We start from the raw sequence: 23,685 nt of genomic DNA on the forward strand, positions 1-23,685 counted from the left end.
CGCCGCCGTTGACGAAGCTTCCTACGTTGAGGTCATGAGCACCTCACCGCGCATCGTCGCCGGCTGCACCCTGCTGGTCATGAGCCTCGGCCCGGCCCTCGCGGCCTGCGGCGCCGACGGCAACCCGCTGTCCGCGGCGCCGTACGACGCCGCGGACCAGGTCTCCTTCAACGCCCCCGAGGGCGACGGGAAGAAGGCCGATCCGGACAAGCCCCTGGAGATCACGGCCGAGGACTCCGACGGCCGTATCACCGACGTCACCGCCGTGGACGCCACAGGACGCCATGTGGCGGGCGAACTCTCCGCCGACGGCACCCGGTGGCACAGCACCTCACCGCTGGCCGCGGACGCCCGCTACACGGTCCGGGTGAGCACCGAGGACGAGGACGGCGCCCCCGGCCGCAAGGTCGTCACCCTCGACACCGGCAAACCCCGCACCCAGAAGCGCCTGGACGTCACCTTCGGCCCCAAGACCGGCACGTACGGCGTGGGCCAGCCCGTCACCGCCGAACTCGGCATGCCGGTCAAGGACAAGGCCCAGCGCGCCATCGTCGAACGCGCCCTGAAGGTCCAGTCCACCCCGTACGCCGAGGGCGCCTGGCACTGGGTCGACGACAAGGAACTGCACTACCGGCCCAAGGAGTACTGGCCCGCCCACGCCACGGTCCGGGTGCGCAGCAACCTGGAGGGCATCAAGATCAGCGACCGGCTCTGGGGCGGCAGCGCCAAGCCCGTCACCCTCACCATCGGCGACAGCGTCATCGCCGTCACCGACGCGGCCTCGCACCAGATGACCGTCTACAAGAACGGCAAGGAGATCAACTCCATGCCGGTCACCACGGGCAAGCCCGGCTTCGAGACCCGCAACGGCGTCAAGGTCGTGCTGGGCAAGGAGTACTACGTACGTATGCGCGGCACCAGCATCGGCATCGCCGAGGGTTCCGCCGAGTCCTACGACCTGCCCGTCTACTACGCCACCCGCGTCACCTGGAGCGGCGAGTACGTCCACGCCGCCCCCTGGTCCGTCGGCTCCCAGGGCTACGCCAACGTCAGCCACGGCTGCACGGGCATGAGCACGGGCAACGCCGAGTGGTTCTTCGAGCACGTCCGCGAGGGCGACGTCGTCCGGGTCGTCAACTCCGGCGGCCACACGATGGAGGCCTTCGGGAACGGCTTCGGCGACTGGAACATGCCCTGGGAGAAGTGGCGCAAGGGCAGCGCCCTGCTCGGCAACGGCACGTCACAGGCCTCAGCCCCCCAAGAGGTGGCGAGACTGAGGCCGCAGAGCGTGTGAGCGGGTCAGACGCCCTGAAGCCGCTTCTGGCGCAGCAGAGAGGCCAGAGCGGAGGCGAACTCCACGGGGTCCACAGGATGCGTCACAGCCGCGTCGGCCCGGCTCCACGTCGCCAGCCACGCATCCTGCGGCCGCCCGATCAGCAGCAGCACGGGCGGGCAGCCGAACACCTCGTCCTTGATCTGCCGGCACATCCCCATGCCCCCCATGGGCACGGCCTCACCGTCGAACACACACACATCGATGCCCCCGCGGTCCAGCTCGCGCAGCACCGCCGCGGGCGTCGCGCACTCCACGAACTCCACCGCGGGAACGTCCGGAGCCGGTCGTCGGCCCGTGGCGAGCCGCACCTGCTCCCGGGTGTTGGAGTCGTCGCTGTAGACCAGCACCGTGGCGGTCGGCTGCATTGTTCCTCCGAGACGTCAGCGTCGTACGGACAGGACGGGCGGGGCCGTTGGGCCGGATGCTACTCCTGTCGTCCTCCCCCTGAACACCACGTCAACACCGGTTCGGCGGGCAGCAACACTCCGAACGGCACCCCCCGGAGTGAGGGCGGGATAAGCGACCGACATAATGTCGGTCGTGGCGACAGCAACGACAGTAGAAACCGGGCACGCGCACCCGTCGGTCAATCGACCGAACCTCACCAGCGTCGGAACCATCATCTGGCTGAGTTCCGAGCTGATGTTCTTCGCGGCCCTCTTCGCGATGTACTTCACCCTGCGATCGGTGACCGGTCCCGAGTTCTGGGCGGAAAAGGCCGAGGCCTTGAACTTCCCGTTCTCGGCGACGAACACCACGATCCTGGTGCTCTCCTCCCTCACCTGCCAGCTCGGCGTGTTCGCCGCCGAGCGCGGTGACGTGAAGAAGCTCCGGATGTGGTTCATCGTCACCTTCGTGATGGGTGCGATCTTCATCGGTGGCCAGGTCTTCGAGTACACCGAGCTGGTGAAGAAGGACGGGCTCTCCCTGTCCTCGGACCCGTACGGCTCGGTCTTCTACCTGACGACCGGCTTCCACGGCCTGCACGTGACGGGCGGTCTCATCGCCTTCCTGCTGGTCCTCGGGCGTACGTACGCGGCCCGCAGGTTCACCCACGAGCAGGCGACCGCCGCCATCGTCGTGTCCTACTACTGGCACTTCGTCGATGTCGTCTGGATCGGCCTCTTCGCCACGATCTACATGATCAAGTAGCGGGACCCGATCCACCGCGCGATCCCGAAGCGCACATCCAGAAGCATCGACGCAGAAGATCCTGACACCGGGGTAATCCGTGAAAAAGCTCTCCGCACGACGACGCCATCCGCTGGCGGCGGTCGTCGTCCTACTCCTCGCGCTGGCGGCCACTGGGGGGCTGTACGCCGTGTTCGCGCCCGCGGACAAGGCGCAGGCCGATGAAACAGCCCAGTCCCTCGCCATCGACGAGGGCAAGAAGCTCTACGCCGTAGGCTGCGCCAGCTGCCACGGCACCGGCGGTCAGGGCACCTCCGACGGTCCGAGCCTCGTCGGCGTGGGCGCCGCGGCCGTCGACTTCCAGGTGGGCACCGGCCGTATGCCGGCGGCGACCTCCCAGGGCGCCCAGGTGCCGCGGAAGAAGAACATCTACTCGCAGGCCCAGATCGACCAGCTCGCGGCGTACATCGCCTCGCTGGGCGCCGGCCCGTCGGTCCCGACCGACGAGCAGTACGGCCCGGAGGGCGCGGACATCGCCAAGGGCGGCGAGCTCTTCCGCACCAACTGCGCGCAGTGCCACAACTTCACCGGCAAGGGTGGCGCGCTCACCAAGGGCAAGTACGCTCCGACGCTCGAGGGCGTCGACCCCAAGCACCTCTACGAGGCCATGCAGACCGGCCCGCAGAACATGCCCTCGTTCCCCGACACCACGCTGTCGGAGCAGAACAAGAAGGACATCATCGCGTACCTCGACGCGGTCAACAGCGACGACACCGAGAACCCCGGTGGCCTCGAGCTGGGCGGCCTCGGGCCGGTCACCGAGGGCCTCTTCTCCTGGGTCTTCGGTCTCGGCGCGCTGATCGCGGTCGCCGTCTGGGTCGCCGCTCGGACCGCAAAGGCCAAGAAGTCATGAGTAGCCAAGACATTCCAGAAGAGAACCTGCCCGCTGAGCAGGGCACCGCGCACGGCGCGGTGAGCGTCGCGGACGAGAAGAACCCGTTCGCGGACCCGGGCCTGCCGCCCCACGAGCACCGGATCCAGGACATCGACGAGCGGGCCGCCAAGCGGTCCGAGCGCGCGGTCGCCCTGCTGTTCACGGTGTCGATGCTGGCCACCGTCGGCTTCATCGCCTCGTACGTGGCGATCCCGCACGACAAGGCCGTCTTCGTCTTCCCGATCGGTCACCTCAACGCGCTGAACTTCGCGCTGGGTCTGACCCTCGGCACGGCCCTGTTCTGCATCGGCGCGGGCGCGGTCCACTGGGCCCGCACCCTGATGTCCGACGTGGAGGTCGCCGACGACCGTCACCCGATCGCGGCGTCCGAAGAGGTCCGCGCGAAGGTCCACGAGGACTTCCGCCAGGGCGCCAAGGAGTCGGCGATCGGCCGGCGCAAGCTGATCCGCAACACCATGTTCGGTGCGCTCACCCTGGTGCCGCTGTCCGGTGTCGTGCTGCTGCGCGACCTCGGCCCGCTGCCCGAGGACAAGCTGCGTCACACCCTGTGGCGCAAGGGCAAGCTGCTCGTCAACATGAACACCAACGAGCCGCTGCGTCCCTCCGACGTGGCCGTGGGTTCGCTGACCTTCGCCAAGCCCGAGGGCCTGGAGGAGCACGACCACGACTTCCAGAACGAGATCGCCAAGGCGGCCCTGATGATCGTCCGGCTCCAGCCGGAGGACATCAAGGACAAGCGCGAGCTCGACTGGTCGCACGAAGGCATCGTGGCGTTCTCCAAGATCTGCACCCACGTGGGCTGCCCGATCTCGCTGTACGAGCAGCAGACGCACCACGTGCTGTGCCCCTGCCACCAGTCCACCTTCGACCTGTCCGACGGTGCCCGGGTGATCTTCGGTCCCGCCGGTCACGCCCTGCCGCAGCTGCGCATCGGCGTGAACGACGAGGGCTACCTCGAGGCGCTCAGCGACTTCGACGAGCCCGTCGGCCCTGCCTTCTGGGAGCGCGGATGAGCACCAACCAGACCACCGACTCCCGCGCACGCGGGAAGGCACCGGCCGGCGAGCGGATCGCCGACTGGGCCGACGGCCGGCTCGGGATCTACTCCCTGGCCAAGGCCAACATGCGCAAGATCTTCCCCGACCACTGGTCGTTCATGCTGGGTGAGATCTGCCTCTACAGCTTCATCATCATCATCCTCACGGGTGTGTACCTGACGCTGTTCTTCCACCCGTCGATGAACGAGGTGGAGTACCACGGCAGTTACGTGCCGCTGCAGGGCCAGCTCATGTCGGAGGCGTTCTCCTCCACGCTGGACATCAGCTTCGACGTCCGTGGCGGTCTGCTCATCCGGCAGATCCACCACTGGGCCGCGCTGATCTTCCTCGCGGGCATGTTCGTGCACATGATGCGCGTGTTCTTCACGGGCGCGTTCCGCAAGCCGCGTGAGATCAACTGGCTGTTCGGCTTCCTGCTGTTCGTCCTGGGCATGTTCACCGGTTTCACCGGCTACTCGCTCCCGGACGACCTGCTCTCCGGCACCGGTGTCCGCTTCACGCAGGGCGCGATCCTGTCGACGCCGATCGTGGGCACGTACATCTCGATGTTCCTGTTCGGCGGCGAGTTCCCGGGCACCGACTTCGTGGCCCGCTTCTACTCGATCCACATCCTGCTGCTGCCGGGCATCATGCTCGGTCTGGTGGTCGGCCACCTGATCCTGGTCTTCTACCACAAGCACACGCAGTTCGCGGGTCCCGGCAAGACGAACAAGAACGTCGTCGGCATGCCGCTGCTGCCGGTCTACATGGCCAAGGCCGGAGGCTTCTTCTTCCTGGTCTTCGGTGTCATCGCGGCCATCGCGGCGATCGCGCAGATCAACCCGATCTGGGCGATGGGCCCCTACCGCCCGGACCAGGTGTCCACCGGCGCCCAGCCCGACTGGTACATGGGCTTCGCCGAGGGTCTCATCCGCTTCTTCCCGGGCTGGGAGATCAACCTCTGGGGCCACACGCTGGTCCTGGGCGTGTTCATCCCGCTGGTCCTGTTCGGTGTGGTGCTGATCGCGCTCGCGGTCTACCCGTTCATCGAGTCCTGGATCACCGGCGACAAGCGCGAGCACCACATCCTGGACCGTCCGCGCAACGCCCCGACGCGTACCGCGTTCGGCGTCGCCTGGATCACGCTGTACATGATCACGCTGGTCGGCGGTGGAAACGACCTCTGGGCCACCCACTTCCACCTGTCGATCAACGCGGTCACGTGGTTCGTCCGGATCGGCTTCTTCGCCGGACCGATCATCGCGTTCATCCTCACCAAGCGGATCTGCCTCGGCCTGCAGCGCCGCGACAAGGACAAGGTCCTGCACGGTCGCGAGACCGGCACGATCAAGCGCCTGCCGCACGGTGAGTTCATCGAGGTGCACGAGCCGCTCAGCCAGGAGGCGCTGCACACGCTCACCGCGCACGAGCAGTACAAGCCGGCGGAGATCGGCCCGACGGTCGACGAGAACGGCGTCGAGCGCAAGGTGAAGGGTTCCGAGAAGCTGCGCGCGAAGCTGAGCAACGCGTACTACGGCGAGGACTCCCAGATCCCGAAGCCGACTGTCGAGGAGTACAAGGAGATCACGAGCGGCCACGGCCACCACTGATCGCTGCGCTCGCCACACCAGTGAAGGGCCCCCGTCCGGTGTTCGGACGGGGGCCCTTCGCCGTGCCGTCAGCTGGATAGGGTGGGTGCAGGAGTCTTCACGACCCGGCACCGATACTTTCTCGTACTCACTAGGAGCGGCTGATGAGCGCTGTGACCCCCGCTGGAGGCGACACCGCGGCGGGCCGTTCCTGGCCCGAGGTGCTGAACGCCCTGCTGGACGGGTACGACCTGAGCGCGGAGGCGACCGCGTGGGCGATGGACCGGATCATGCGCGGCGAGGCCACCGACGCGCAGATCGCCGGGTTCGCGGTGGCGCTGCGCGCCAAGGGCGAGACCGTCGAGGAGATCACCGGTCTGGTGCGTGCGATGTACGAGCACGCCAATGTCATCGAGGTGCCCGGCGACACGGTCGACATCGTCGGCACCGGCGGCGACGGCGCCAAGACGGTGAACATCTCCACCATGTCCTCCATCGTGGTGGCCGGCACCGGCGCGAAGGTCGTCAAGCACGGCAACCGCGCCGCGTCCTCCGCCTCGGGCGCCTCCGACGTGCTGGAGAAGCTCGGCGTCAACCTGGAGCTGACCCCCGCGCGGGTGGCCGAGGTCGCCGAGGAGGCCGGCATCACCTTCTGCTTCGCGGTGAAGTTCCACCCGGCTCTGCGTCATGTGGCGGCCGCCCGCGGCCAGTTGGGCATCCGCACCACGTTCAACTTCCTCGGCCCGCTGACCAACCCGGCCAAGGTGAGGTCCCAGGCCGTCGGTGTCGCGCACGCGCGCATGGCGCCGATCGTCGCGGGCGTCCTCGCCGAGCGCGGCAACTCGTCGCTGGTGTTCCGCGGCGACGACGGCCTGGACGAGCTCACCACCACGGCCACCTCCCGGGTGTGGGTGGTCCGCGACGGCAAGGTCACCGAGGAGTCCTTCGACCCGCGCGAGGTCGGCCTCGACCTGGTCCCGGTGGAGGCCTTGCGCGGCGCCGACGCCTCCTACAACGCCGAGGTCGCCCGTCGTCTGCTCGACGGCGAGACCGGCCCGGTCCGTGACGCGGTCCTGCTGAACTCGGCGGCCGCGCTGGTCGCCCTGGAGCCCACCGGCGCCCCGCTGGCCGAGCAGATCCGGGCCGGCATGGCGAGAGCCGCGGAGTCGATCGACTCGGGCGCGGCCAGGCGCACCCTGGACCGCTGGGTGGCGGTCAGCAACGCCTGACCGCCTCGGGTGTCGTCCCGCGATCCGGACACGGGTTGCGGGGCGACGATCTTTTCGCGTACGTTCCTGTACCAGGTCATGAGTGACAGTCATGAGGCCCCGGCCGACTGTCCGGCAACCCTCCGTCCGTGGCGGGGTGCCCCGGGTGAAGACCAGGCCGCACGGCAGCAAGGCCTGCGGCAAGCGCGGACCCCTCGCGAAACCAGGGGTCCTGGGTCGTTCGAGGGAGTCTCCCGTGAGCAAGCGAATGCGTTAGGGCCGCCGAGCCCCGCCTCCGCACACCCCTTTTCCTTCCTCCCCGTACCTCTTACGGGGCATCTCTCACGGGAGTTCCGCCATGTCCGTCTCCACCGCTGCCGCCGACCAGTCCGTTTGTGCCCCTCTGCCCGTTCTGGGGCGGGATGTCACCGTCCCGCTCGTCACCGGCGGCGAGGTCACCTACGCGGCCCTCGACTACGCGGCCAGCGCCCCCGCCCTGCAGCGGGTCTGGGACGACGTGGCCGCCTACGCCCCGTACTACGGCAGCGTCCACCGCGGCGCCGGCTACCTCTCCCAGCTGTCCACCGACCTCTTCGAGAACGCCCGCGTGACGGTCGCCGAGTTCCTGGACTGCCGCGCCGACGACCAGGTGGTCTTCACCCGCTCCACCACCGACTCCCTCAACCTGCTGGCCCGCGCCCTGCCCGCCGACTGCCAGGTCTTCGTCTTCGAGACCGAGCACCACGCCTCGCTGCTGCCCTGGCAGGACGTGGCCCGGGTGACCTACCTCAACGCCCCGCGCACCCCGGCCCAGGCCGTCCAGACGCTGGAGCGGGCCCTGGCCGCCCGTGACCCGTACGGCCCGGCCCTGGTGTGCGTGACCGGTGCCTCGAACGTCACCGGCGAGCTGTGGCCGGTCCGTGAGCTGGCCGCCGCCGCGCACGCCCACGGCGCCCGGATCGTCCTGGACGCCGCCCAGCTGGCCCCGCACCACCCCGTCTCCGTCCGTGACCTCGACGTCGACTGGGTCGCCTTCTCCGGCCACAAGCTGTACGCCCCCTTCGGCTCCGGCGTCCTCGCCGGCCGCGCCGACTGGCTGCGCGAGGCCGAGCCCTACCTCGCGGGCGGCGGCGCCAGCCGCAAGGTCACCCGCCGCGAGGACGGCGGCGTCACCGTCGAGTGGCACGAGAGCGCGGCCCGTCACGAGGCCGGCTCCCCGAACGTCATCGGCGTCTACTCCATCGCCTCGGCCTGCAAGGCCCTCACCGAGGCGGGCTGGGACACCCTGGTCGCCCGCGAGCAGCACCTGATCGCCAAGGTCCGCGAGGGCCTCGCCGACGTCCCCGAGGTGAAGATCCTCTCCCTCTTCGGCGACGACGCCCCGAGGGTCGGCGTGATCTCCTTCGTGGTCGAGGGCTGGAACAGCTCCCACTTCGCCGCCGCCCTCTCCGCCGAGTACGGCATCGGCGTCCGCGACGGCCTCTTCTGCGCCCACCCCCTCGTCCGCACCCTCCTCGGCACCGACCCCCAGACCCAGGGCGAATGCGGCGCCCCCGAGGCCGCCCCGGGCGAAAAGTCCCTCAACGCCATCCGAGTGAGCTTCGGAGCGGGCACGCCGGACGAGCACGTCGACCGTTTCGTCGCCGCCGTGAAGGAGCTGGTGACGGAGGGCGCCAAGTGGACGTACCGCACGGAGGAGGGTCGCTGCGTACCGGTGCGCTAGGGGCGCGGGGAACCGCGCGAGCGACCCGCGACAACCCGCAGACGCACAAAAGCCCGCGGCCCCGAGTCGGTAGGCGTCAGGAATCGAGCCCGATCGCAAACGCGGCCTCGAGGTCATGCTGCGAGTACGTCCGAAAAGCGACATGCGTGTCCGTCGCCTCGACGCCCGGGATCTTGCTGATCCGGCCCGGGATGACATCCGCCAGATCCTCGTGCTCCCGCACCCGAACCATGGCGATCAGGTCGTACGTACCCGTCACGGAGAAGACCTCGCTCACCGTCTCCAGCGAAGCGATCTGCTCGGCGATCTCGGGAATGCGGTCCACGCTGGTCTTGATGAGGACGATCGCGGTGATCACGGTTGGTTCTCTCCCTCACGGGCCGGCGTCGACGGGCTGGCCTTCACTCTAGTCGTACGGCCGTACCGGGCCCACGCGTAGCAGAAGCCCAGCCCGAAGCCCACCAGGTGGGCCAGGTACGCCACCCCGGGCCCGTCCGGGGCGCGTCCCGCGGCGAGCCACTGCAGGGCCGCCCAGAAGGGGAGCACGACCCACGCGGGGAACCGCAGCGGCAGGAAGAACAGGAACGGCAGCAGGCTGGTCACCCTGGCCCTGGGGAACAGGGCCAGGAACGCGCCCAGCACGGCGGAGATCGCCCCGGAGGCTCCCACCAGCGACTGGTCGGAGTCGGCGTTGGCGGCCGCGTAGCCCAGCAGGGCGAGATAGCCGCAGCCGAGATAGAAGAGGGTGAACTCGATCCGCCCCATGCGTTCCTCGGTCATCATGCCGAAGACGTAGAGGAACAGCATGTTGCCGAGCAGATGCACCCAGCTGCCGTGCACGAACAGCGCCGTCGCCGGGGTCAGCGCGGAGCCCGCCGCGCCCTCGAACAGCTCGGCCGGGATCACCCCCCAGCGCCGGAAGTAGGCCCGCTGGGCGGCGAACAGCTCCTCCCCGGAGCCGTAGGCCGGGTTCAGGCCCGCCGCCGGGCCGATCAGGAAGATCAGGCAGCACAGGCCGATCAGTGCGTATGTCATCGGCGCCGCCGGCCGCCGCATCGCCTCGGCCGCCCGCCCGGCCACCGCGCTCCAGTTGCTGACCATGACCCCAGAGCATGGCGTAACCGGACGCATACGCACAGATCGCCTCGCCGCCGTGGACAGACGGGCATGGTGTCGTCGGCAGGCCGTAGGGTTACGAGCCACACGCGCCGGTAAGCCGGTGCATCACGGAGACTAGAAGGAAGCGAACAGTCACGATGACGGTTCCCCTGCCGACCGCCACGACCCGGTGGCGCTGCACCCTGTGCGGCAACCTCACCCGCTTCGATGTGACCCGCTCGTCGAAGGTCGTCGAGTACGTCCACCTCGACCTCGCCGGAGAGCCGAGCGTGGAGGAGCGCGAGGTGGTCAGTGAGACCATCGAGTCGGTGCGCTGCCGCTGGTGCAACGCGGTGGACCAGGTGGAACTCGTGGACAGGCCGGGTGCCGGCTCCTGAGGGGAGCGGGCCCCGCACAGGCATTGGGGTGTGACGGATGGTGGAGACCGCAGGCGGGGGGCCGGGCGACGGCGCCGCTGAGGTGCTCGACCGTCCGCTGCCCGACGGCGTGCGCCGCCGGGTCGTGCAGATCGTCTCGGACGGCTTCGGCGGGCTGACCGTCGCCGAACTGCCCGCCCAGCTCAGACAGTACGCCCGGTTCGCTCCGAACCGCAGGGCCAAGTTCGCGGGCAACGCGATGGCCGCCGCGCTGGAGACCGACCCGCTGTTCCGCCAGCGGATCGGCGAGAAGCTCCGCGAGGCCCAGCCCGAGCTGACCGGCGCGCTGGACGCGGGGTCGCCGCCGCCGGCCGCGGACCCGCTGGACGTGGCGGCCGCTGCCTATGTGCTGCGCCCCACCGGCTGGGTGAAGCTGGTGACGGCCGCGGGCGAGGAGGCCCTGCGCGCCGACGCCGAGCGCGCGGACGAGGAGAGCCGGGCCGAACTGGAGCGGCTGCGCGCCGAACTGGCCGTCGCCCGTGAGCACACCCGCGCGGAGACCGAGCGGCTGCGCACCGAGCTGGAGTCGGCCCGCAAGGAAGCCGAATCGCTTCACCGCAAGCTCCGCGCGGCGCTCAGCGACGTCAAGCGCGGCGAGGCCGCGCTGCGCAAGACCCACGCCGAGATGGACACCGTACGGGCCGAGAGCCATGCGCAGGTGTCCGCCGCGGAGAGCGAGGCGCGGCGGCTCAAGGCGCGCCTGGGGGAGACCGAGGCCGCCCTGGAGGCCAGCCGCAAGGCGGCCCGTGAGGGACGCAGCGTCGAGGACATGCGGGTACGGCTGCTGCTGGACACCGTGCTCGACGCGGCGCAGGGGCTGCGGCGTGAACTCGCCCTGCCGCCGGTGTCGGTGCGGCCCGCGGAGACCGTGGACGCGGTCGAGCCGGGGCGGATGACGCCGAAGGACATCGCCGCGCGGGCGCTGAGCGAGGACGACCCGGCGATCCTGGACCAGTTGCTGGCGCTGCCGCAGGCGCATCTGGTGGTCGACGGCTACAACGTCACCAAGACCGGCTATCCGCAGATGCCGTTGGAGAAGCAGCGCCTCAGGCTCCTCGGGCAGCTCTCGCAGCTCGCCGCGCAGACCGGCGCCGAGGTCACCTGTGTCTTCGACGGCGCCGAACTGGTCGCGCCGGTGCTGCTCGCGCCGCCGCGCGGGGTGCGGGTGCTGTTCTCCAAGCCGGGCATCACGGCGGACGAGCTGATCCGTCAACTGGTGCGCGCCGAGCCGCCGGGCCGGCCGGTCATCGTGGCCTCCACCGACCGTGAGGTGGCCGACGGAGTGGCCCGCGCGGGGGCGCGCCCGGTGGCGTCGGCGGTGTTGCTGAAGCGGTTCTCGAGGAGCTGAGCCGTTTGCCCCATGGGCAACGTACGCCCCATCGGCAACGTACAGGCTCATTGCCCGAATTGGCCGGGTCTTCACGCAACGTAGCGTCAAGCGCGCATCACCCCATGTGAGTTGCGGGCAAAGAATGCGCTCCGTGAGCGGAATTTTTGGGCTCAGGATTTGAACTGATCACAGCAAGGTCACTAGGTTTAGCGCTCGAACCTCCGATCGGGTGATCACTCACAAGAAGGAGTCCACCCCCGTGGCGTCCCACCGTCGACCCAAGCAGCCCAGTCGCGCACGCGTGACCGTGCTGACCACCGCAGCCGCCGCCGCCGTCGCGATCAGCGCGCAGGCCGCCAATGCCGCGCCCAGCGAGAAGCCGAGCAAGGACGAGGTCAAGGCCAAGGTCGACAAGCTCTACGAGCAGGCGGAGCAGGCCACCGAGAAGTACAACGGGGCCAAGGAGAAGCAGCAGAAGCTGCAGAAGGAGATCTCCACCGTCCAGGACAACGTCGCGCGCGGTCAGGAGGAGCTCAACGAGCTGCGCGACGGCCTGGGTTCGATGGCCAGCGCGCAGTACCGCAGCGGCGGCATCGACCCCTCCCTGCAGCTGTTCCTCTCCGCGGACCCGGACGACTACCTCGACAAGGCCTCCACGCTCGACCAGTTGAGCGGCCAGCAGGTCGAGGCGCTCGGGGACATCCAGGACAAGCAGCGCGAACTCGCCCAGCAGCGCGCCGAGGCCACCGAGAAGCTCAAGGACCTCGCCGCCACCCGCGAGGAGCTGGGCAAGAAGAAGGAAGAGGTCCAGGGCAAGCTCGCCGAGGCGCAGAAGCTGCTCAACTCCCTCACCGCGGCGGAGAAGGCCGCGCTCGCCGCCGAGCAGGAGCGCGCCAACCGCTCCTCCGAGGAGCGCGTCGACCTCGGCAACACCGCCCCGGCCTCCGGCCGCGCGATGGCCGCCTTCCAGGCCGCCCAGAGCAAGATCGGCTCGCCGTACGTCTACGGCGCCTCCGGCCCGTCCTCCTTCGACTGCTCGGGCCTGACCTCCTGGGCGTTCGCCCAGGCCGGCGTCTCCATACCGCGCACCTCGCAGGCCCAGGCCAGCGCCGGCACGCGCATCTACAGCCAGTCCGACCTCAAGGTCGGCGACCTGGTCATCTTCTACGGCGACCAGCACCACGTCGGCTTCTACGCGGGCAACGGCCAGGTGCTGCACGCTCCGCGCACCGGCACTGTCGTGCGCTACGAGTCGATCGGCAACATGCCGTTCCAGTTCGGCGTCCGCATCTGACCCGTAAGGCTGACGCCTTCAAGATCAGGACACCGCACCGCCCGAACGGGCGAATCCTCGAGGCGCGTTGTGACTCCACGCCCCGCCGCTGACCTGCGTCGGCGACGGGGCGTCACCGTGCGTGCTCGCGGAGGTCTTTGGCCGGTGCCCCGTCCCGGGGTTACTGTCTGCCGCGTTTCCAGCCGCCAGTGGAAGGAGCGCGTGCCGACGTGGGCTCTCATCGCCGCCTTGCGCCGTCCGGGTTCGACCGCGGGATCACCGCCCTGTGCGCCCTGTCCGCCGCGGCCCTCGGTGCCGTACCGGCCGCCACGTCCGCGGTGGCCGCGCCGCACGACGACACCCGGGCCGAGGTGGACCGCCTCTACACCGAGGCGGAGAAGGCCGCCGAGGCCTTCAACCAGGCCGACGAGCGCGCGGACGCGCTGCGCGAGCAGGTGGGCGACGCGCAGGACCGGATCGCCCGCCAGCAGGAGCGCATCAACTCCATGCGGGAGGCGCTCGGTTCACTGGCCGGCGCCCAGTACCGCTCCGGCGGCCTCGACCCCACCGTCGCCCTGCTGTTCTCCGAGGATCCGCGCGACTACCTCGACAAGGCCGCCACCCTGGACCGGATCAGCGCCCGCCAGGCCGGACAGCTCGACGACCTCCAGGACGCCATGCGCGAACTCGCCCAGGAGCGCGCGGAGGCGACCCGCAAGCTCGTGGAGCTGGAGAAGAGCCGCAGGGCGGTCGCCTCCCACAAGCGCACCGTCGAGCGGAAGCTGGCCCGGGCCCGTCACCTGCTCAACTCCCTGCCGGATGCCGAGCGCGACGCCTACGACCGCGCCTCCCGCTCCGGCCGCGCGGACCTGCCCGGCCTCTCGGAAGCCGCCCCGGCCTCGGGCCGCGCCGCCGCCGCGGTGGCCGCCGCCCGCTCCGCGCTGGGCCGGCCGTACGTGTGGGGCGCCAACGGGCCCGGCGGCTTCGACTGTTCCGGCCTGATGCAGTGGTCGTACGCCCAGGCCGGTGTCGCCATCCCGCGCACCTCGGGGGACCAGCGCTACGCCGGGCGCCAGGTGCCGCTGTCCGAGGCGCAGCCCGGTGACCTGGTCGTCTACCGCTCCGACGCCAGCCATGTCGGCATGTACGTCGGCGACGGGCAGGTCATCCACGCCCCCTATCCGGGCGCTCCGGTGCGCTACGACCCTGTCGGGATGATGCCCATCGCCTCGGTGACCCGGGTCTGATCCGGCCGGACGGCCTTACGATCGGAAAGGTGGCTGGTCGAGGGCGGGTACGGGGCGCGGTGGTCGCGGCGCTCTGTGTGCTGCTCGTCTCCCCGTCCGGCTGCGGCCGGCCGACCGCCGAGGACAGCGCCCGCACCGAGGTGCAGCACCTGCTCGACCGCCGCGCCGAGGCGCTCGTCGACCACGACGCCGCCGCCTACCGGGACACCGGCGGCGCGGCGGCGTACGAGCGGCTGCGGGCCGTGCCGCTGGCCGACTGGTCGTACGAGCTGACCGGCCTGCGCCGGGACGGCGACACGGCCACCGCCGACGCCGAACTGCGCTACCGCCTCACCGGCTACGACGCCGCCCCGGTCAGCGCCGGCCGCACGCTGAGTCTGGCCCGCGGCGCGGACGGGGACTGGCGGGTGGTGTCCGACCGGCCCGCCGAGAAGGCCGCGCAGCAGCTGTGGGACCAGGGCCGGGTGGACGTGGTGCGCGGCCGGCACAGCATCGTGCTGGGTGTCGGGCGGTCGCGGGAGTCGCTGCGGGACTTCGCGGGCCTCGCCGACCACGCCGTACCGGCCGTGTCCGACGCCTGGGGCGGGCAGTGGAGCCGGCGCGTGGTGGTGCTGGTGCCGGAGTCCCTGGACGGCATGGCGGGGCTGCTCGGCTCCCCGGCCTCCGCCTACCGGGGCATCGCGGCGGTGACCACAGGCGAGGTCGGCGGCTCGGGGCGGGCGCCCGCGGACCGGGTCATCGTCAACCCCGACGCGTACGGCGTGCTCGGCCCGGTGGGCAAGCAGGTCGTGCTCACCCACGAGACCACGCATGTCGCCACCCGCGCCCACACCGGCGAGGCGACCCCGCTGTGGCTGTCCGAGGGCTTCGCCGACTGGATCGGCTACCGCGGCACCGGCCGCACCCCGGCCGAGGCCGCCCCGGAGCTGGCCCAGGCCGTGACCGAGGGCCGGCTGCCCGGGGCGCTGCCGGCCGACGGCGACTTCGGCTTCGACGGCGACTCGGCCGCGCTGGCCCGGGCGTACGAGGGCGGCTGGCTGGCCTGCCGGATGATCGCCGAGCAGTGGGGCGAGGACCGGCTCGGCGCGTTCTACCGCGCGGTGGGGGAGCACCGGCAGCGGGCCGGGGCGGTGGAGGACGCGCTGGAGCGGGTGCTGGGGACGAGCCTGGAGGACTTCACCGGGCGGTGGCGGGAGTACCTGCGGGCTCAGCTCGGCTGACCGAGCAGCTCGATGGCCTCCGTGAGCCACTCCCGCTCGGCCTTCCCCGTCGCCCGGGCCACCCGCAGCATGCCCTGCCGGAACAGGTCGTCGGCCTGCTCGGCGCGCACGGGTGAGCCGCCCTTGTAGAAGAAGCTCGTCGGGGCGTCGAGGAAGTCCAGCCTGCGGCGCAGCACCGCGGCCTGTTCGTGCCGGTCGGGCAGATGGCGCAGGAAGGCGAGCAGGGTGTTGAAGCGGACCTGGTCGGAGATCTCGGTCTGCTTCGGGTGCCGCAGCCGCTCCAGCAGGTCCGCACGGCCCTTGTCGGTCAGGGACAGCACCCGGCGGGGGGCCGCGCTCGCGCCGTCCTCGGTGTGCTGGTCCAGCTTGCCCGCGGTGACCAGGCGGGTGATCGCCGGGTACAGCGCGCCGTCGCTGACGGGGCGGACATGGCCGCTGAGGGCCTTGATGCGCTCCTTGAGCTCGTAGCCGTGCAGGGGTTCCTCGGCGAGGAAGCCGAGGATCGACAGCTCCAGCACGTTTCCTCCTTGTGGTTCGCCGCGTCGTCATGCTACCTCTTATCGAGCTACCTCGTTTCGATGTAGCTCAGTAAGAGGGGGATGTTCGTGAACGCCCATCGCAGACAGCTCGTCTCGCTCGCCCACCCCGTCTACTTCTCGCTCCTGGCCTCCGTGGCCGCCGGGATCATCAACACCGTCTGGGTCGCCCGGCTCGGCGGTCCCGCCATGGCCGCCGTGGCGGTGGCGACCAACACCGAGAACGTGCTGCTCGGCGTCGCCCTGCTCTTCGGCTCCGGCACGACCGTGCTGGTCGCCCACGCCAGAGGCGCACGTGACCCCGCCGCGCTGCGGGCCGCCGTGCGCGGCGGCTGGGCGGTGTTCGGGCTGATCACCCCGGTCGTGGTGACCGCCGGCTTCCTGCTGCGCGAGCCCCTGGCCCGCCTGGTGCTCGGCGGAGGCGCGGCCCTGCCGCTCGCCGTCGGCTACTTCGCGATCTCGATCCCGGGCGTCGCCGTGTTCTTCGCACAGCAACTGGTCGACGGGATCCTCAAGGGAACCGGCGACACCAGGACCCCGATGCGGCTCGCCCTGCTCGTCAACGGCCTGATCCTCGTCTGCGACCCGTTCCTCATCCACCTCTACGGCGTCCAGGGCGCCGCCGCCTCCACGGTGCTGTGCCGCTGCCTGGCGCTGGGTGTGGGGCTGCTGGCCCTGCGGCGCAACGCGCTGCTGCGGAGCACGGCCGGGGTGCGCTCCGGCGCCCTGGTCCGTCGCACGCTGAGAACCGGGCTGCCGATGGCCGCCGACTTCACCCTCCGCCAGGGCGGCACCCTCGTGCTGGTCGCGATCGTCGCGCGGATCGGGGTGACGACGGTGGCCGCGTACGCCATCGCCTGCAAGACCCTGTACGTGGCCACCATGGCCTTCTACTCGGTGCGGCAGGCCGCGGCCATCCACACCGCGCACACGCTCGGCGCCGGGCGCGAGGAACGCCGGGCCATCGGGCGGCAGGCGGTGCTGCTCTCCTCCGCGGTGGGCGCGGTGGCCGCGGCCGGGCTGGCCCTCGCCGCCCCGTGGATCATGGCCGCGTTCGGCGCCGAGGGCGCGATCGCCCACGAGGGCGTGCTGTTCCTGCGCTGCATCGGCCCCTACCTGCTGCTCATGGCGGGGTTCATCGCGCTCGGCGGGGTCTTCGAGGGCAGCGGGGGAGCGGGAGCGCTGCTGCGGGTGACCGTGCTCGGCACGGCCGTACAACTGCCGCTGGCGTACGGCCTGTCGGGGCTCGGCCTGCCCGGGATCTGTCTGGCGATGGCGCTGTCGATGGGCTTGCAGGGCGCGGTGGCCGCGGCGCTGTTCCGGCGGGCCGGGCGCCGGGCGGAGGCCGCGGTGTCGCTGATCAAGGCGGCCTGAGGCGCCACAAAGGCGCCCCGAGGTGTGCGTCGGCAGGCGCCTGCGGCCTTCAGGAAGGCGCCCGAGGCGTGCGTCGGCAGGGCGCCTGCGGGCTCAGGAAGAGACCGGCGTCTCCTTCACCGGAGCGGTCTGGCCGGGCAGCGGCGCGGGGGCGCGGTGGGCGGTGGTGGCCCGCCACAGCTCACGGCCCGCGAGGGCGGCGGCCGTCACCAGCATGCCGTTGCGCAGGACCAGCAGCGTCACCCCGAGGGTGTCGCTGGCGACGACATGCCCGAACCACACCGGGAACTCCAGCACCGTCACCAGCGACGCCGCGATCACCAGCAGGCCCGGCAGCCGCATCCGGCTCTCCCGGTAGCCCAGGCACACCGCGGCGAGACCGACCAGCCACACCATGTACTGCGGGCTGATCACCCTGCTGGTGGCGGTGAACAGCAGCACCGCCGCGAACGCGGCGTCGGCGAGCGTCGTCGCCGTGAAGCGCACCGCGGCCAGCCGCCACAGCAGCAGCCAGCCGAACGCCATGCCGGTCAGCGCCAGCGCCGCCGTGCTCACCACGTCGACGTACGGGCCGAGGAATTCCACCGAGCCGTAGTTCAGCAGCACCTGGCCCTCCCAGCCGTGGTGCCGCGCCACATGGAAGACCAGCGAGCCCAGCGACTCCACCTCGGTGCCCCGGTCCCTCTGGAACGTCAGGAACGCGAACGCGCCCGGCATCGCCAGCGTGAACAGCGCCGCGAGCCCGGCCACCGTCGCCGCGGCCGCCCCCCAGGCCCGCCGCCGCACACAGCCCACCAGCAGCAGCGCCGGCCACACCTTCAGCATCGCCCCGAACCCGGCGAGGGCCCCCATCAGCCGCGGCCGCCGGGCCCCCGCGAGCAGCGCGGCCACCGCGACCGCCGTCACCATCAGGTCGTAGCGGGCGTACACCGTCGGCCCGAGCAGCGGCACGCCCACCACCCACACCCAGGCGCCGCGCAGCGTACGCCCCGGGCGCTGTCCGACGAACAGCAGCAGCGCCAGGACGGCGAAGTCGGCGAGGAAGGCCAGCACGAAGAAGGCCTGCGCGTAGTCCAGGAACGGCAGCAGGGCCGGGGACAGGATGGCCAGCGCGGCGGCGGGCGGGTACTGCCAGGTGACGTCCTCGCGCGGGAACGTTCCCTCGCGCAGGACCTCGTACCAGCCGTGGTAGATGAACGACACGTCGCTGGTGACGTCGGGGCCGGGGAAGACGAACACCTTGAAGACGAACAGCAGCAGCGCCAGGCGCGTCACGCCCCACACGGCGAGCAGCCCGAAAGCGGCGCGCCTGTCGTCCGTGTTGTCCACCCGTGCCCCAATTTCCGATTCGCGGCCGTGCCGACCCGCGAGTCTACGTTGGGTAAGGTCGGCGACGATGCGCAAGACCCTGATCGTGACCAACGACTTCCCGCCGAGGCCGGGCGGCATCCAGGCGTTCCTGCACAACATGGCGCTGCGGCTCGACCCCGAGCGCCTTGTCGTCTACGCCTCCACCTGGAAGCGGAGCCGGGAGGGCATCGAGGCGACCGCCGCCTTCGACGCCGAGCAGCCCTTCACCGTCGTACGCGACCGCACGACGATGCTGCTGCCGACCCCCGGCGCCACGCGTACGGCGGTGCGCCTGCTGCGCGAGCACGGCTGCACCTCGGTGTGGTTCGGGGCGGCGGCCCCGCTCGGCCTGATGGCACCCGCCCTGCGGAAGGCCGGTGCCGAGCGGCTGGTGGCCACCACCCACGGCCACGAGGCCGGCTGGGCCCAGCTGCCCGCCGCCCGCCAACTGCTCGGCCGTATCGGCGAGGCCACCGACACGATCACCTACCTCGGCGAGTACACGCGCTCGCGCATAGCGACCGCACTGAGCCCGGCCGCCGCCTCCCGGATGGTCCAGCTCCCGCCGGGCGTCGACGAGAAGACCTTCCACCCCGCCTCCGGCGGCGACGAGGTCCGCGCCCGCCTCGGCCTCACCGACCGCCCGGTCGTCGTCTGCGTCTCCCGCCTGGTCCGCCGCAAGGGCCAGGACACCCTCATCCAGGCCATGCCCCGCATCCTCGCCGCCGAGCCGGACGCCGTCCTGCTGATCGTCGGCGGCGGCCCGTACGAGAAGGACCTGCGCCGGATGGCGGCCGAGGCCGGCCTCGGCGACTCCGTCCGCTTCACCGGCCCCGTCCCCTGGTCCGAGCTCCCCGCCCACTACGGCGCCGGCGACGTCTTCGCGATGCCCTGCCGCACCCGGCGGGGCGGCCTCGACGTCGAGGGCCTCGGCATCGTCTACCTGGAGGCCTCCGCGACCGGCCTCCCTGTGGTGGCAGGCGACTCCGGCGGAGCCCCCGACGCCGTCCTCGACGGCGAAACCGGCTGGGTGGTCAGAGGCGGCTCCCCACAGGACGCCGCCGAGCGCATCATCACCCTCCTCGGGGACCCCGAACTGCGCCGCAGGATGGGCGAGCGGGGCAGAGAGTGGGTCGAGGAGAAGTGGCGCTGGGATCTCTTGGCAGAAAACCTGAAGACGCTGCTTTAGGTGACGTAGCTCAGGGGCGCGGGGAACTGCGCGAGCAACCACGCACAACCCGCAGTCGCCAACGCAACGGGACCCGGCAGAACCCTTGGCGGAACCCCGAACTCGGCGCATGCTGCGCAGCATGACCCCACACCTGACGAGACGTCAGATCCTAGGAATGGCCGCGCTGCAAACGGCCGCGGCCCTCGGATTCACCCGCATCGACCTCCAGTCGGCCCGGGCACAAGAGGCCCCAGCCGCCGACAACGCCCCAGCCATGGTCGTCGGCTCCGGCTACGGCGGCGCAGTAGCCGCCCTCCGCCTGGGACAGGCCGGCATCCGCACACTCGTCCTCGAAATGGGCCGCCTCTGGAACACCCCGGGCAAGGACGGCAAGGTCTTCTGCTCCACAGCCGCCCCCGACGAACGCAGCATGTGGTTCCGCACCCGCACCGAGGCCCCCCTCGCCACCTTCCTCTGGCTGGACGTCGTCAACAAGGACATCACGCGCTATCCAGGCCCCCTGGATCGCGTCCGCTTCGACCACATGTCCGTCTACGTCGGCAGAGGCGTCGGCGGCGGCTCCCTGGTCAACGGCGGCATGGCGGTCACCCCGCCCCGGGCGTACTTCACCGAGCAGTTCCCGACGGTCGACGCCGACGAGATGTACGGCACGTACTTCCCGCGCGCCCGCTCCATGCTGGGCGTCAACACGATCGACCCGTCCTGGTTCGAGTCCACGCCGTGGTACCGCTTCACCCGGATCTCCCGCAAGCACGCCGCCAACGCCGGCCTCAGGACCACCTTCGTGCCCAGCGTCTACGACTTCGAGCACATGCGCCGCGAGGCAGCCGGCACCGCCCCGAAGTCCGCCCTGGCCGGCGAGGTCATCTACGGCAACAACCACGGCAAACGCAGCCTCGACAAGACCTATCTGGCCGCCGCGCTCGGCACCGGCAACGTCACCGTGCACACGCTGGAGCGGGCCACCGCGGTGAGCCGCGCGCCGGACGGGACGTACGTCGTGACCGCCGAACGCATCGACCCCAGCGGCGCGGTCGTGGAGAGGAAGGAGTACGCCTGCACCCACCTCTTCCTGGCCGGCGGCAGCCTCGGCACCACCGAACTCCTCCTCAGGGCAAGGGAGTCCGGCGCGCTTCCCGATCTCGACGCGAGCGTCGGCGCCGGCTGGGGGCCCAACGGCAACGTCATGCTGGGGCGGGCCAACCATCTGTGGGACACCGTAGGAGAGGACCAGTCCACCATGCCGGTCATGGGCATCGACGACTGGGCGAACACCGCCAACCCGGTCTTCGCGGAGATCGCCCCGCTGCCCACGGGCCTGGAGCACTGGGTGAGCCTCTACCTGGCGATCACCAGGAACCGGGAGCGGGCGTCGTTCTCCTGCGCGGACGGCTCCTTGAAGCTGGGCTGGAGCGCCTCGCAGAGCTCCGTGTCCGCGGGCATGGCGAAGAAGCTCTTCGACCGGATCAACGCGGCGAACGCCACGATCTACCGCTACGACCTGTTCGGCAGCGGCAACCGGGTCTTCGCCGACGACTTCACCTACCACCCGCTGGGCGGCTGCGTGCTGGGCAAGGCCACCGACGGCTACGGCCGGGTCAAGGGCTACCGGCGGATGTACGTCACCGACGGCTCGCTGGTGCCCGGCTCGATCGGGGTGAACCCCTTCGTCACCATCACCGCCCTCGCCGAACGCACCATGGCGCGGGTCCTCGTGGAGGACACCGCGCCATAGAGCACCGCCGAGGTCACTTGGCGTAGATCGCCTCGATCTCGGCCGCGTAGTCCTTCGCCACCACGTTGCGCTTCAGCTTCAGCGACGGCGTCAGGTGGCCCGACTCCTCCGTGAACTGGGAGGGCAGAATGCGGAACTTCCGCACCGATTCCGCCTTCGACACCGCGGCGTTGCCGTCGTCGACGGCCGCCTGGATCGCGGCCTGCAGATCCGCGTCCTCGCGCAGCGACGCCGCGGTGGACCCCGCCGGCTTGCCGTGCTCGGCCGCCCAGCGGCCCAGGAACTCCTCGTCGATGGTGACCAGCGCGCCCACGAACGGCCGCCCGTCACCGACCACCATGCACTCCGCGACCAGGGCGTGCGCCCGGATGCGGTCCTCGATCACGGCCGGAGCGACGTTCTTGCCGCCCGCGGTGACGATGATCTCCTTCTTGCGGCCGGTGATCCTGAGGTAGCCGTCCTCGTCGAGGGTGCCGATGTCGCCGGTGTGGAACCAGCCGTCGGCCAGCGCCTCCTCGGTCGCGCCCGGGTTGTTCCAGTACTCCTTGAACAGGTGCTCGCCGTGCAGCAGCACCTCGCCGTCGTCGGCGATCCGCACCACCGAGCCGGGCAGCGGCTGGCCGACCGTGCCGATCTTCTGCCGGTCCCAGGGGTTGAACGCGGTCGCCGCGCAGGACTCGGTCAGGCCGTAGCCCTCAAGGACCGTGAAGCCGATGCCGCGGAAGAAGTGGCCCAGGCGCTCGCCCAGCGGGGCCCCGCCGGAGATCGCGGCCTCGCCGCGGCCGCCGAGCACCGCGCGCAGCTTGCTGAAGACCAGCTTGTCGAAGACCTTGTGCTTGATCTTCAGGCCGAGGGACGGGCCCGCCGGGGTGTCCAGCGCCTTGCTGTAGGCGATCGCGGTGTCCGCGGCCTTGTCGAAGATCTTGCCCTTGCCGTCCGCCTGCGCCTTGGCGCGCGCGGAGTTGTACACCTTCTCGAAGACGCGCGGCACGCCCAGGATCAGCGTCGGACGGAACGCGGCCAGCTCGTCGGTGAGGTTCTTGATGTCGGGGACGCAGCCCAGCTTGATCGGCGCGATCATCGGGGCGATCTGCACCAGGCGCCCGAAGACATGGGCGAGCGGCAGGAAGAGCAGGACGCTGCACTCACCGGTGCGGAACAGCGGGCGCAGCCGCTCGACGACATTGCCGCACTCGGCGAAGAACGCCCGGTGGGTGAGGACACAGCCCTTGGGGCGGCCGGTCGTGCCGGAGGTGTAGACGATGGTCGCCGGGTCGTCCGCCTTGGCGACCGAGCCGCGCTCCTCCAGCGTCTCGTCGGCCACGTCCTGGCCGAGCCGGCCCAGCTCCTCGACGCCGCCGGCCTCGATCTGCCAGACGTGCTTGAGGGCGGGCAGCGACTCGCGCACCGACTCCACCGCGGCGGCGTGGCTGGCCGTCTCGACGATGCAGGCGGTCGCGCCCGAGTCCGACAGGATCCACTGCACCTGCTCCGGCGAGCTGGTCTCGTACACCGGCACGGTCACCGCGCCCGCGCTCCAGATCGCGAAGTCCAGCAGCGTCCACTCGTAGCGGGTGCGCGACATCAGCGCGACCCGGTCGCCCGGCTGCACACCGGCGGCGATCAGGCCTTTGGCGGCCGCGTGCACCTCGGCGAGGAACTCCGTGGCGGTGACGTCCTGCCAGCGGCCGGACACCTTGCGGGCGATGACGGCGACGTCCGGATGCTGCGCGGCGTTTCTGCGGACGATGTCGGTCAGATTCCCGTCCGCGGGGACCTCGTACAAAGCCGGAAGGCTGAACTCGCGCAAGACTGCTGCTCCTCATAGGGCGCCGGCGCCACGACGTTGTGCGATGCGACGGTGCGGTCCAAGGCTCGGGCAAGTGCTCGGGAATTCACATGTTGAAAACCTGA

21 protein-coding genes and 1 riboswitch are annotated in these 23,685 nt (G+C 70.9%); of the genes, 15 read left to right on the forward strand and 6 right to left on the reverse strand.

Going from position 1 to position 23,685, the window contains the following annotated elements; translation table 11 throughout:
- Positions 1 to 34 precede the first annotated feature (34 nt).
- Positions 35 to 1,294, forward strand: coding sequence for an Ig-like domain-containing protein (locus RKD23_RS27435; RefSeq protein ID WP_424856108.1), 1,260 nt, complete (start codon positions 35 to 37; stop codon positions 1,292 to 1,294).
- Positions 1,295 to 1,299: 5 nt separating this feature from the next.
- Here RKD23_RS27435 and RKD23_RS27440 read toward each other — a convergent pair whose 3' ends face one another.
- On the reverse strand, positions 1,300 to 1,701 hold the full coding sequence (locus RKD23_RS27440) for a hypothetical protein (RefSeq protein WP_404034521.1): 402 nt from the start codon (positions 1,699 to 1,701) through the stop codon (positions 1,300 to 1,302).
- A gap of 166 nt (positions 1,702 to 1,867) precedes the next feature.
- On the opposite strand from RKD23_RS27440, the gene RKD23_RS27445 reads away from it, so the two are divergent.
- The 6 genes from RKD23_RS27445 (at position 1,868) to RKD23_RS27470 (ending at position 8,979) form a co-directional block, all read left to right on the forward strand.
- On the forward strand, positions 1,868 to 2,488 hold the full coding sequence (locus tag RKD23_RS27445; RefSeq protein ID WP_399640282.1) for a cytochrome c oxidase subunit 3: 621 nt from the start codon (positions 1,868 to 1,870) through the stop codon (positions 2,486 to 2,488).
- A gap of 79 nt (positions 2,489 to 2,567) precedes the next feature.
- Positions 2,568 to 3,380, forward strand: a complete 813-nt coding sequence (locus tag RKD23_RS27450) for a c-type cytochrome (RefSeq protein WP_424856109.1) — start codon at positions 2,568 to 2,570, stop codon at positions 3,378 to 3,380.
- A complete protein-coding gene (locus RKD23_RS27455) occupies positions 3,377 to 4,435 on the forward strand; it encodes a ubiquinol-cytochrome c reductase iron-sulfur subunit (protein WP_404034517.1) in 1,059 nt (352 codons plus the stop codon). The genes RKD23_RS27450 and RKD23_RS27455 overlap by 4 nt, the downstream gene beginning before the upstream one ends.
- On the forward strand, positions 4,432 to 6,069 hold the full coding sequence (locus tag RKD23_RS27460; protein ID WP_424856110.1) for a cytochrome b: 1,638 nt from the start codon (positions 4,432 to 4,434) through the stop codon (positions 6,067 to 6,069). Before RKD23_RS27455 ends, RKD23_RS27460 begins: the two co-directional genes overlap by 4 nt.
- Positions 6,070 to 6,212: 143 nt before the next feature.
- Positions 6,213 to 7,277 carry an anthranilate phosphoribosyltransferase gene (gene trpD, locus RKD23_RS27465; RefSeq protein ID WP_424856111.1) on the forward strand — a complete coding sequence of 355 codons (1,065 nt, stop codon included), beginning with the start codon at positions 6,213 to 6,215 and terminating at the stop codon, positions 7,275 to 7,277.
- Positions 7,278 to 7,351: 74 nt separating this feature from the next.
- A riboswitch (SAM riboswitch) is annotated at positions 7,352 to 7,469 on the forward strand.
- A 145-nt stretch (positions 7,470 to 7,614) separates the two neighbouring features.
- Complete coding sequence (locus RKD23_RS27470) at positions 7,615 to 8,979, forward strand: aminotransferase class V-fold PLP-dependent enzyme (RefSeq protein ID WP_424856112.1); 1,365 nt, start codon at positions 7,615 to 7,617, stop codon at positions 8,977 to 8,979.
- Between the two features lie 76 nt (positions 8,980 to 9,055).
- On the opposite strand, the gene RKD23_RS27475 is transcribed toward RKD23_RS27470, so the two are convergent.
- Both RKD23_RS27475 and RKD23_RS27480 read right to left on the reverse strand, forming a co-directional pair.
- Positions 9,056 to 9,337: an Lrp/AsnC family transcriptional regulator gene (locus RKD23_RS27475; RefSeq protein ID WP_404034509.1), complete on the reverse strand. Its 282-nt coding sequence runs from the start codon at positions 9,335 to 9,337 to the stop codon at positions 9,056 to 9,058.
- Positions 9,334 to 10,080 carry a rhomboid family intramembrane serine protease gene (locus tag RKD23_RS27480; protein ID WP_424856113.1) on the reverse strand — a complete coding sequence of 249 codons (747 nt, stop codon included), beginning with the start codon at positions 10,078 to 10,080 and terminating at the stop codon, positions 9,334 to 9,336. Before RKD23_RS27480 ends, RKD23_RS27475 begins: the two co-directional genes overlap by 4 nt.
- A 155-nt stretch (positions 10,081 to 10,235) precedes the next feature.
- Between RKD23_RS27480 and RKD23_RS27485 the strand changes: the two genes are divergently transcribed.
- The 5 genes from RKD23_RS27485 (at position 10,236) to RKD23_RS27505 (ending at position 15,584) form a co-directional block, all read left to right on the forward strand.
- Positions 10,236 to 10,475 carry a hypothetical protein gene (locus RKD23_RS27485; protein ID WP_352348351.1) on the forward strand — a complete coding sequence of 80 codons (240 nt, stop codon included), beginning with the start codon at positions 10,236 to 10,238 and terminating at the stop codon, positions 10,473 to 10,475.
- A gap of 37 nt (positions 10,476 to 10,512) precedes the next feature.
- On the forward strand, positions 10,513 to 11,862 hold the full coding sequence (locus RKD23_RS27490; protein WP_424856114.1) for an NYN domain-containing protein: 1,350 nt from the start codon (positions 10,513 to 10,515) through the stop codon (positions 11,860 to 11,862).
- 241 nt (positions 11,863 to 12,103) lie between these two features.
- Complete coding sequence (locus tag RKD23_RS27495) at positions 12,104 to 13,138, forward strand: NlpC/P60 family protein (RefSeq protein WP_424856115.1); 1,035 nt, start codon at positions 12,104 to 12,106, stop codon at positions 13,136 to 13,138.
- Positions 13,139 to 13,347: 209 nt separating this feature from the next.
- Positions 13,348 to 14,364 (forward strand): NlpC/P60 family protein, encoded by a 1,017-nt coding sequence (locus tag RKD23_RS27500; RefSeq protein ID WP_424856116.1) that lies wholly within the window; start codon positions 13,348 to 13,350, stop codon positions 14,362 to 14,364.
- Positions 14,365 to 14,393: 29 nt separating this feature from the next.
- The gene (locus RKD23_RS27505) at positions 14,394 to 15,584 is read left to right on the forward strand and encodes a hypothetical protein (RefSeq protein WP_424856117.1); all 1,191 of its coding nucleotides are present in this window, start codon (positions 14,394 to 14,396) and stop codon (positions 15,582 to 15,584) included.
- Here the strand turns inward: RKD23_RS27505 and RKD23_RS27510 are convergent.
- The gene (locus RKD23_RS27510) at positions 15,572 to 16,102 is read right to left on the reverse strand and encodes a PadR family transcriptional regulator (protein WP_424856118.1); all 531 of its coding nucleotides are present in this window, start codon (positions 16,100 to 16,102) and stop codon (positions 15,572 to 15,574) included. The genes RKD23_RS27505 and RKD23_RS27510 overlap by 13 nt on opposite strands.
- Positions 16,103 to 16,189: 87 nt before the next feature.
- On the opposite strand from RKD23_RS27510, the gene RKD23_RS27515 reads away from it, so the two are divergent.
- Positions 16,190 to 17,494, forward strand: a complete 1,305-nt coding sequence (locus RKD23_RS27515; RefSeq protein WP_424856119.1) for an MATE family efflux transporter — start codon at positions 16,190 to 16,192, stop codon at positions 17,492 to 17,494.
- 93 nt (positions 17,495 to 17,587) lie between these two features.
- Here the strand turns inward: RKD23_RS27515 and RKD23_RS27520 are convergent, their stop codons facing one another.
- Positions 17,588 to 18,823, reverse strand: a complete 1,236-nt coding sequence (locus RKD23_RS27520; protein ID WP_424856120.1) for a glycosyltransferase 87 family protein — start codon at positions 18,821 to 18,823, stop codon at positions 17,588 to 17,590.
- Positions 18,824 to 18,890: 67 nt separating this feature from the next.
- Between RKD23_RS27520 and RKD23_RS27525 the strand changes: the two genes are divergently transcribed.
- On the forward strand, positions 18,891 to 20,033 hold the full coding sequence (locus tag RKD23_RS27525; protein WP_424856121.1) for a glycosyltransferase family 4 protein: 1,143 nt from the start codon (positions 18,891 to 18,893) through the stop codon (positions 20,031 to 20,033).
- A 157-nt stretch (positions 20,034 to 20,190) separates the two neighbouring features.
- Positions 20,191 to 21,771: a GMC oxidoreductase gene (locus RKD23_RS27530; RefSeq protein ID WP_424856122.1), complete on the forward strand. Its 1,581-nt coding sequence runs from the start codon at positions 20,191 to 20,193 to the stop codon at positions 21,769 to 21,771.
- A 13-nt stretch (positions 21,772 to 21,784) separates the two neighbouring features.
- Here the strand turns inward: RKD23_RS27530 and RKD23_RS27535 are convergent, their stop codons facing one another.
- Complete coding sequence (locus RKD23_RS27535; protein ID WP_424856123.1) at positions 21,785 to 23,581, reverse strand: AMP-dependent synthetase/ligase; 1,797 nt, start codon at positions 23,579 to 23,581, stop codon at positions 21,785 to 21,787.
- Positions 23,582 to 23,685 lie beyond the last annotated feature (104 nt).

This window comes from Streptomyces sp. SAI-170, assembly GCF_049739565.1.
GTDB lineage: Bacteria > Actinomycetota > Actinomycetes > Streptomycetales > Streptomycetaceae > Streptomyces.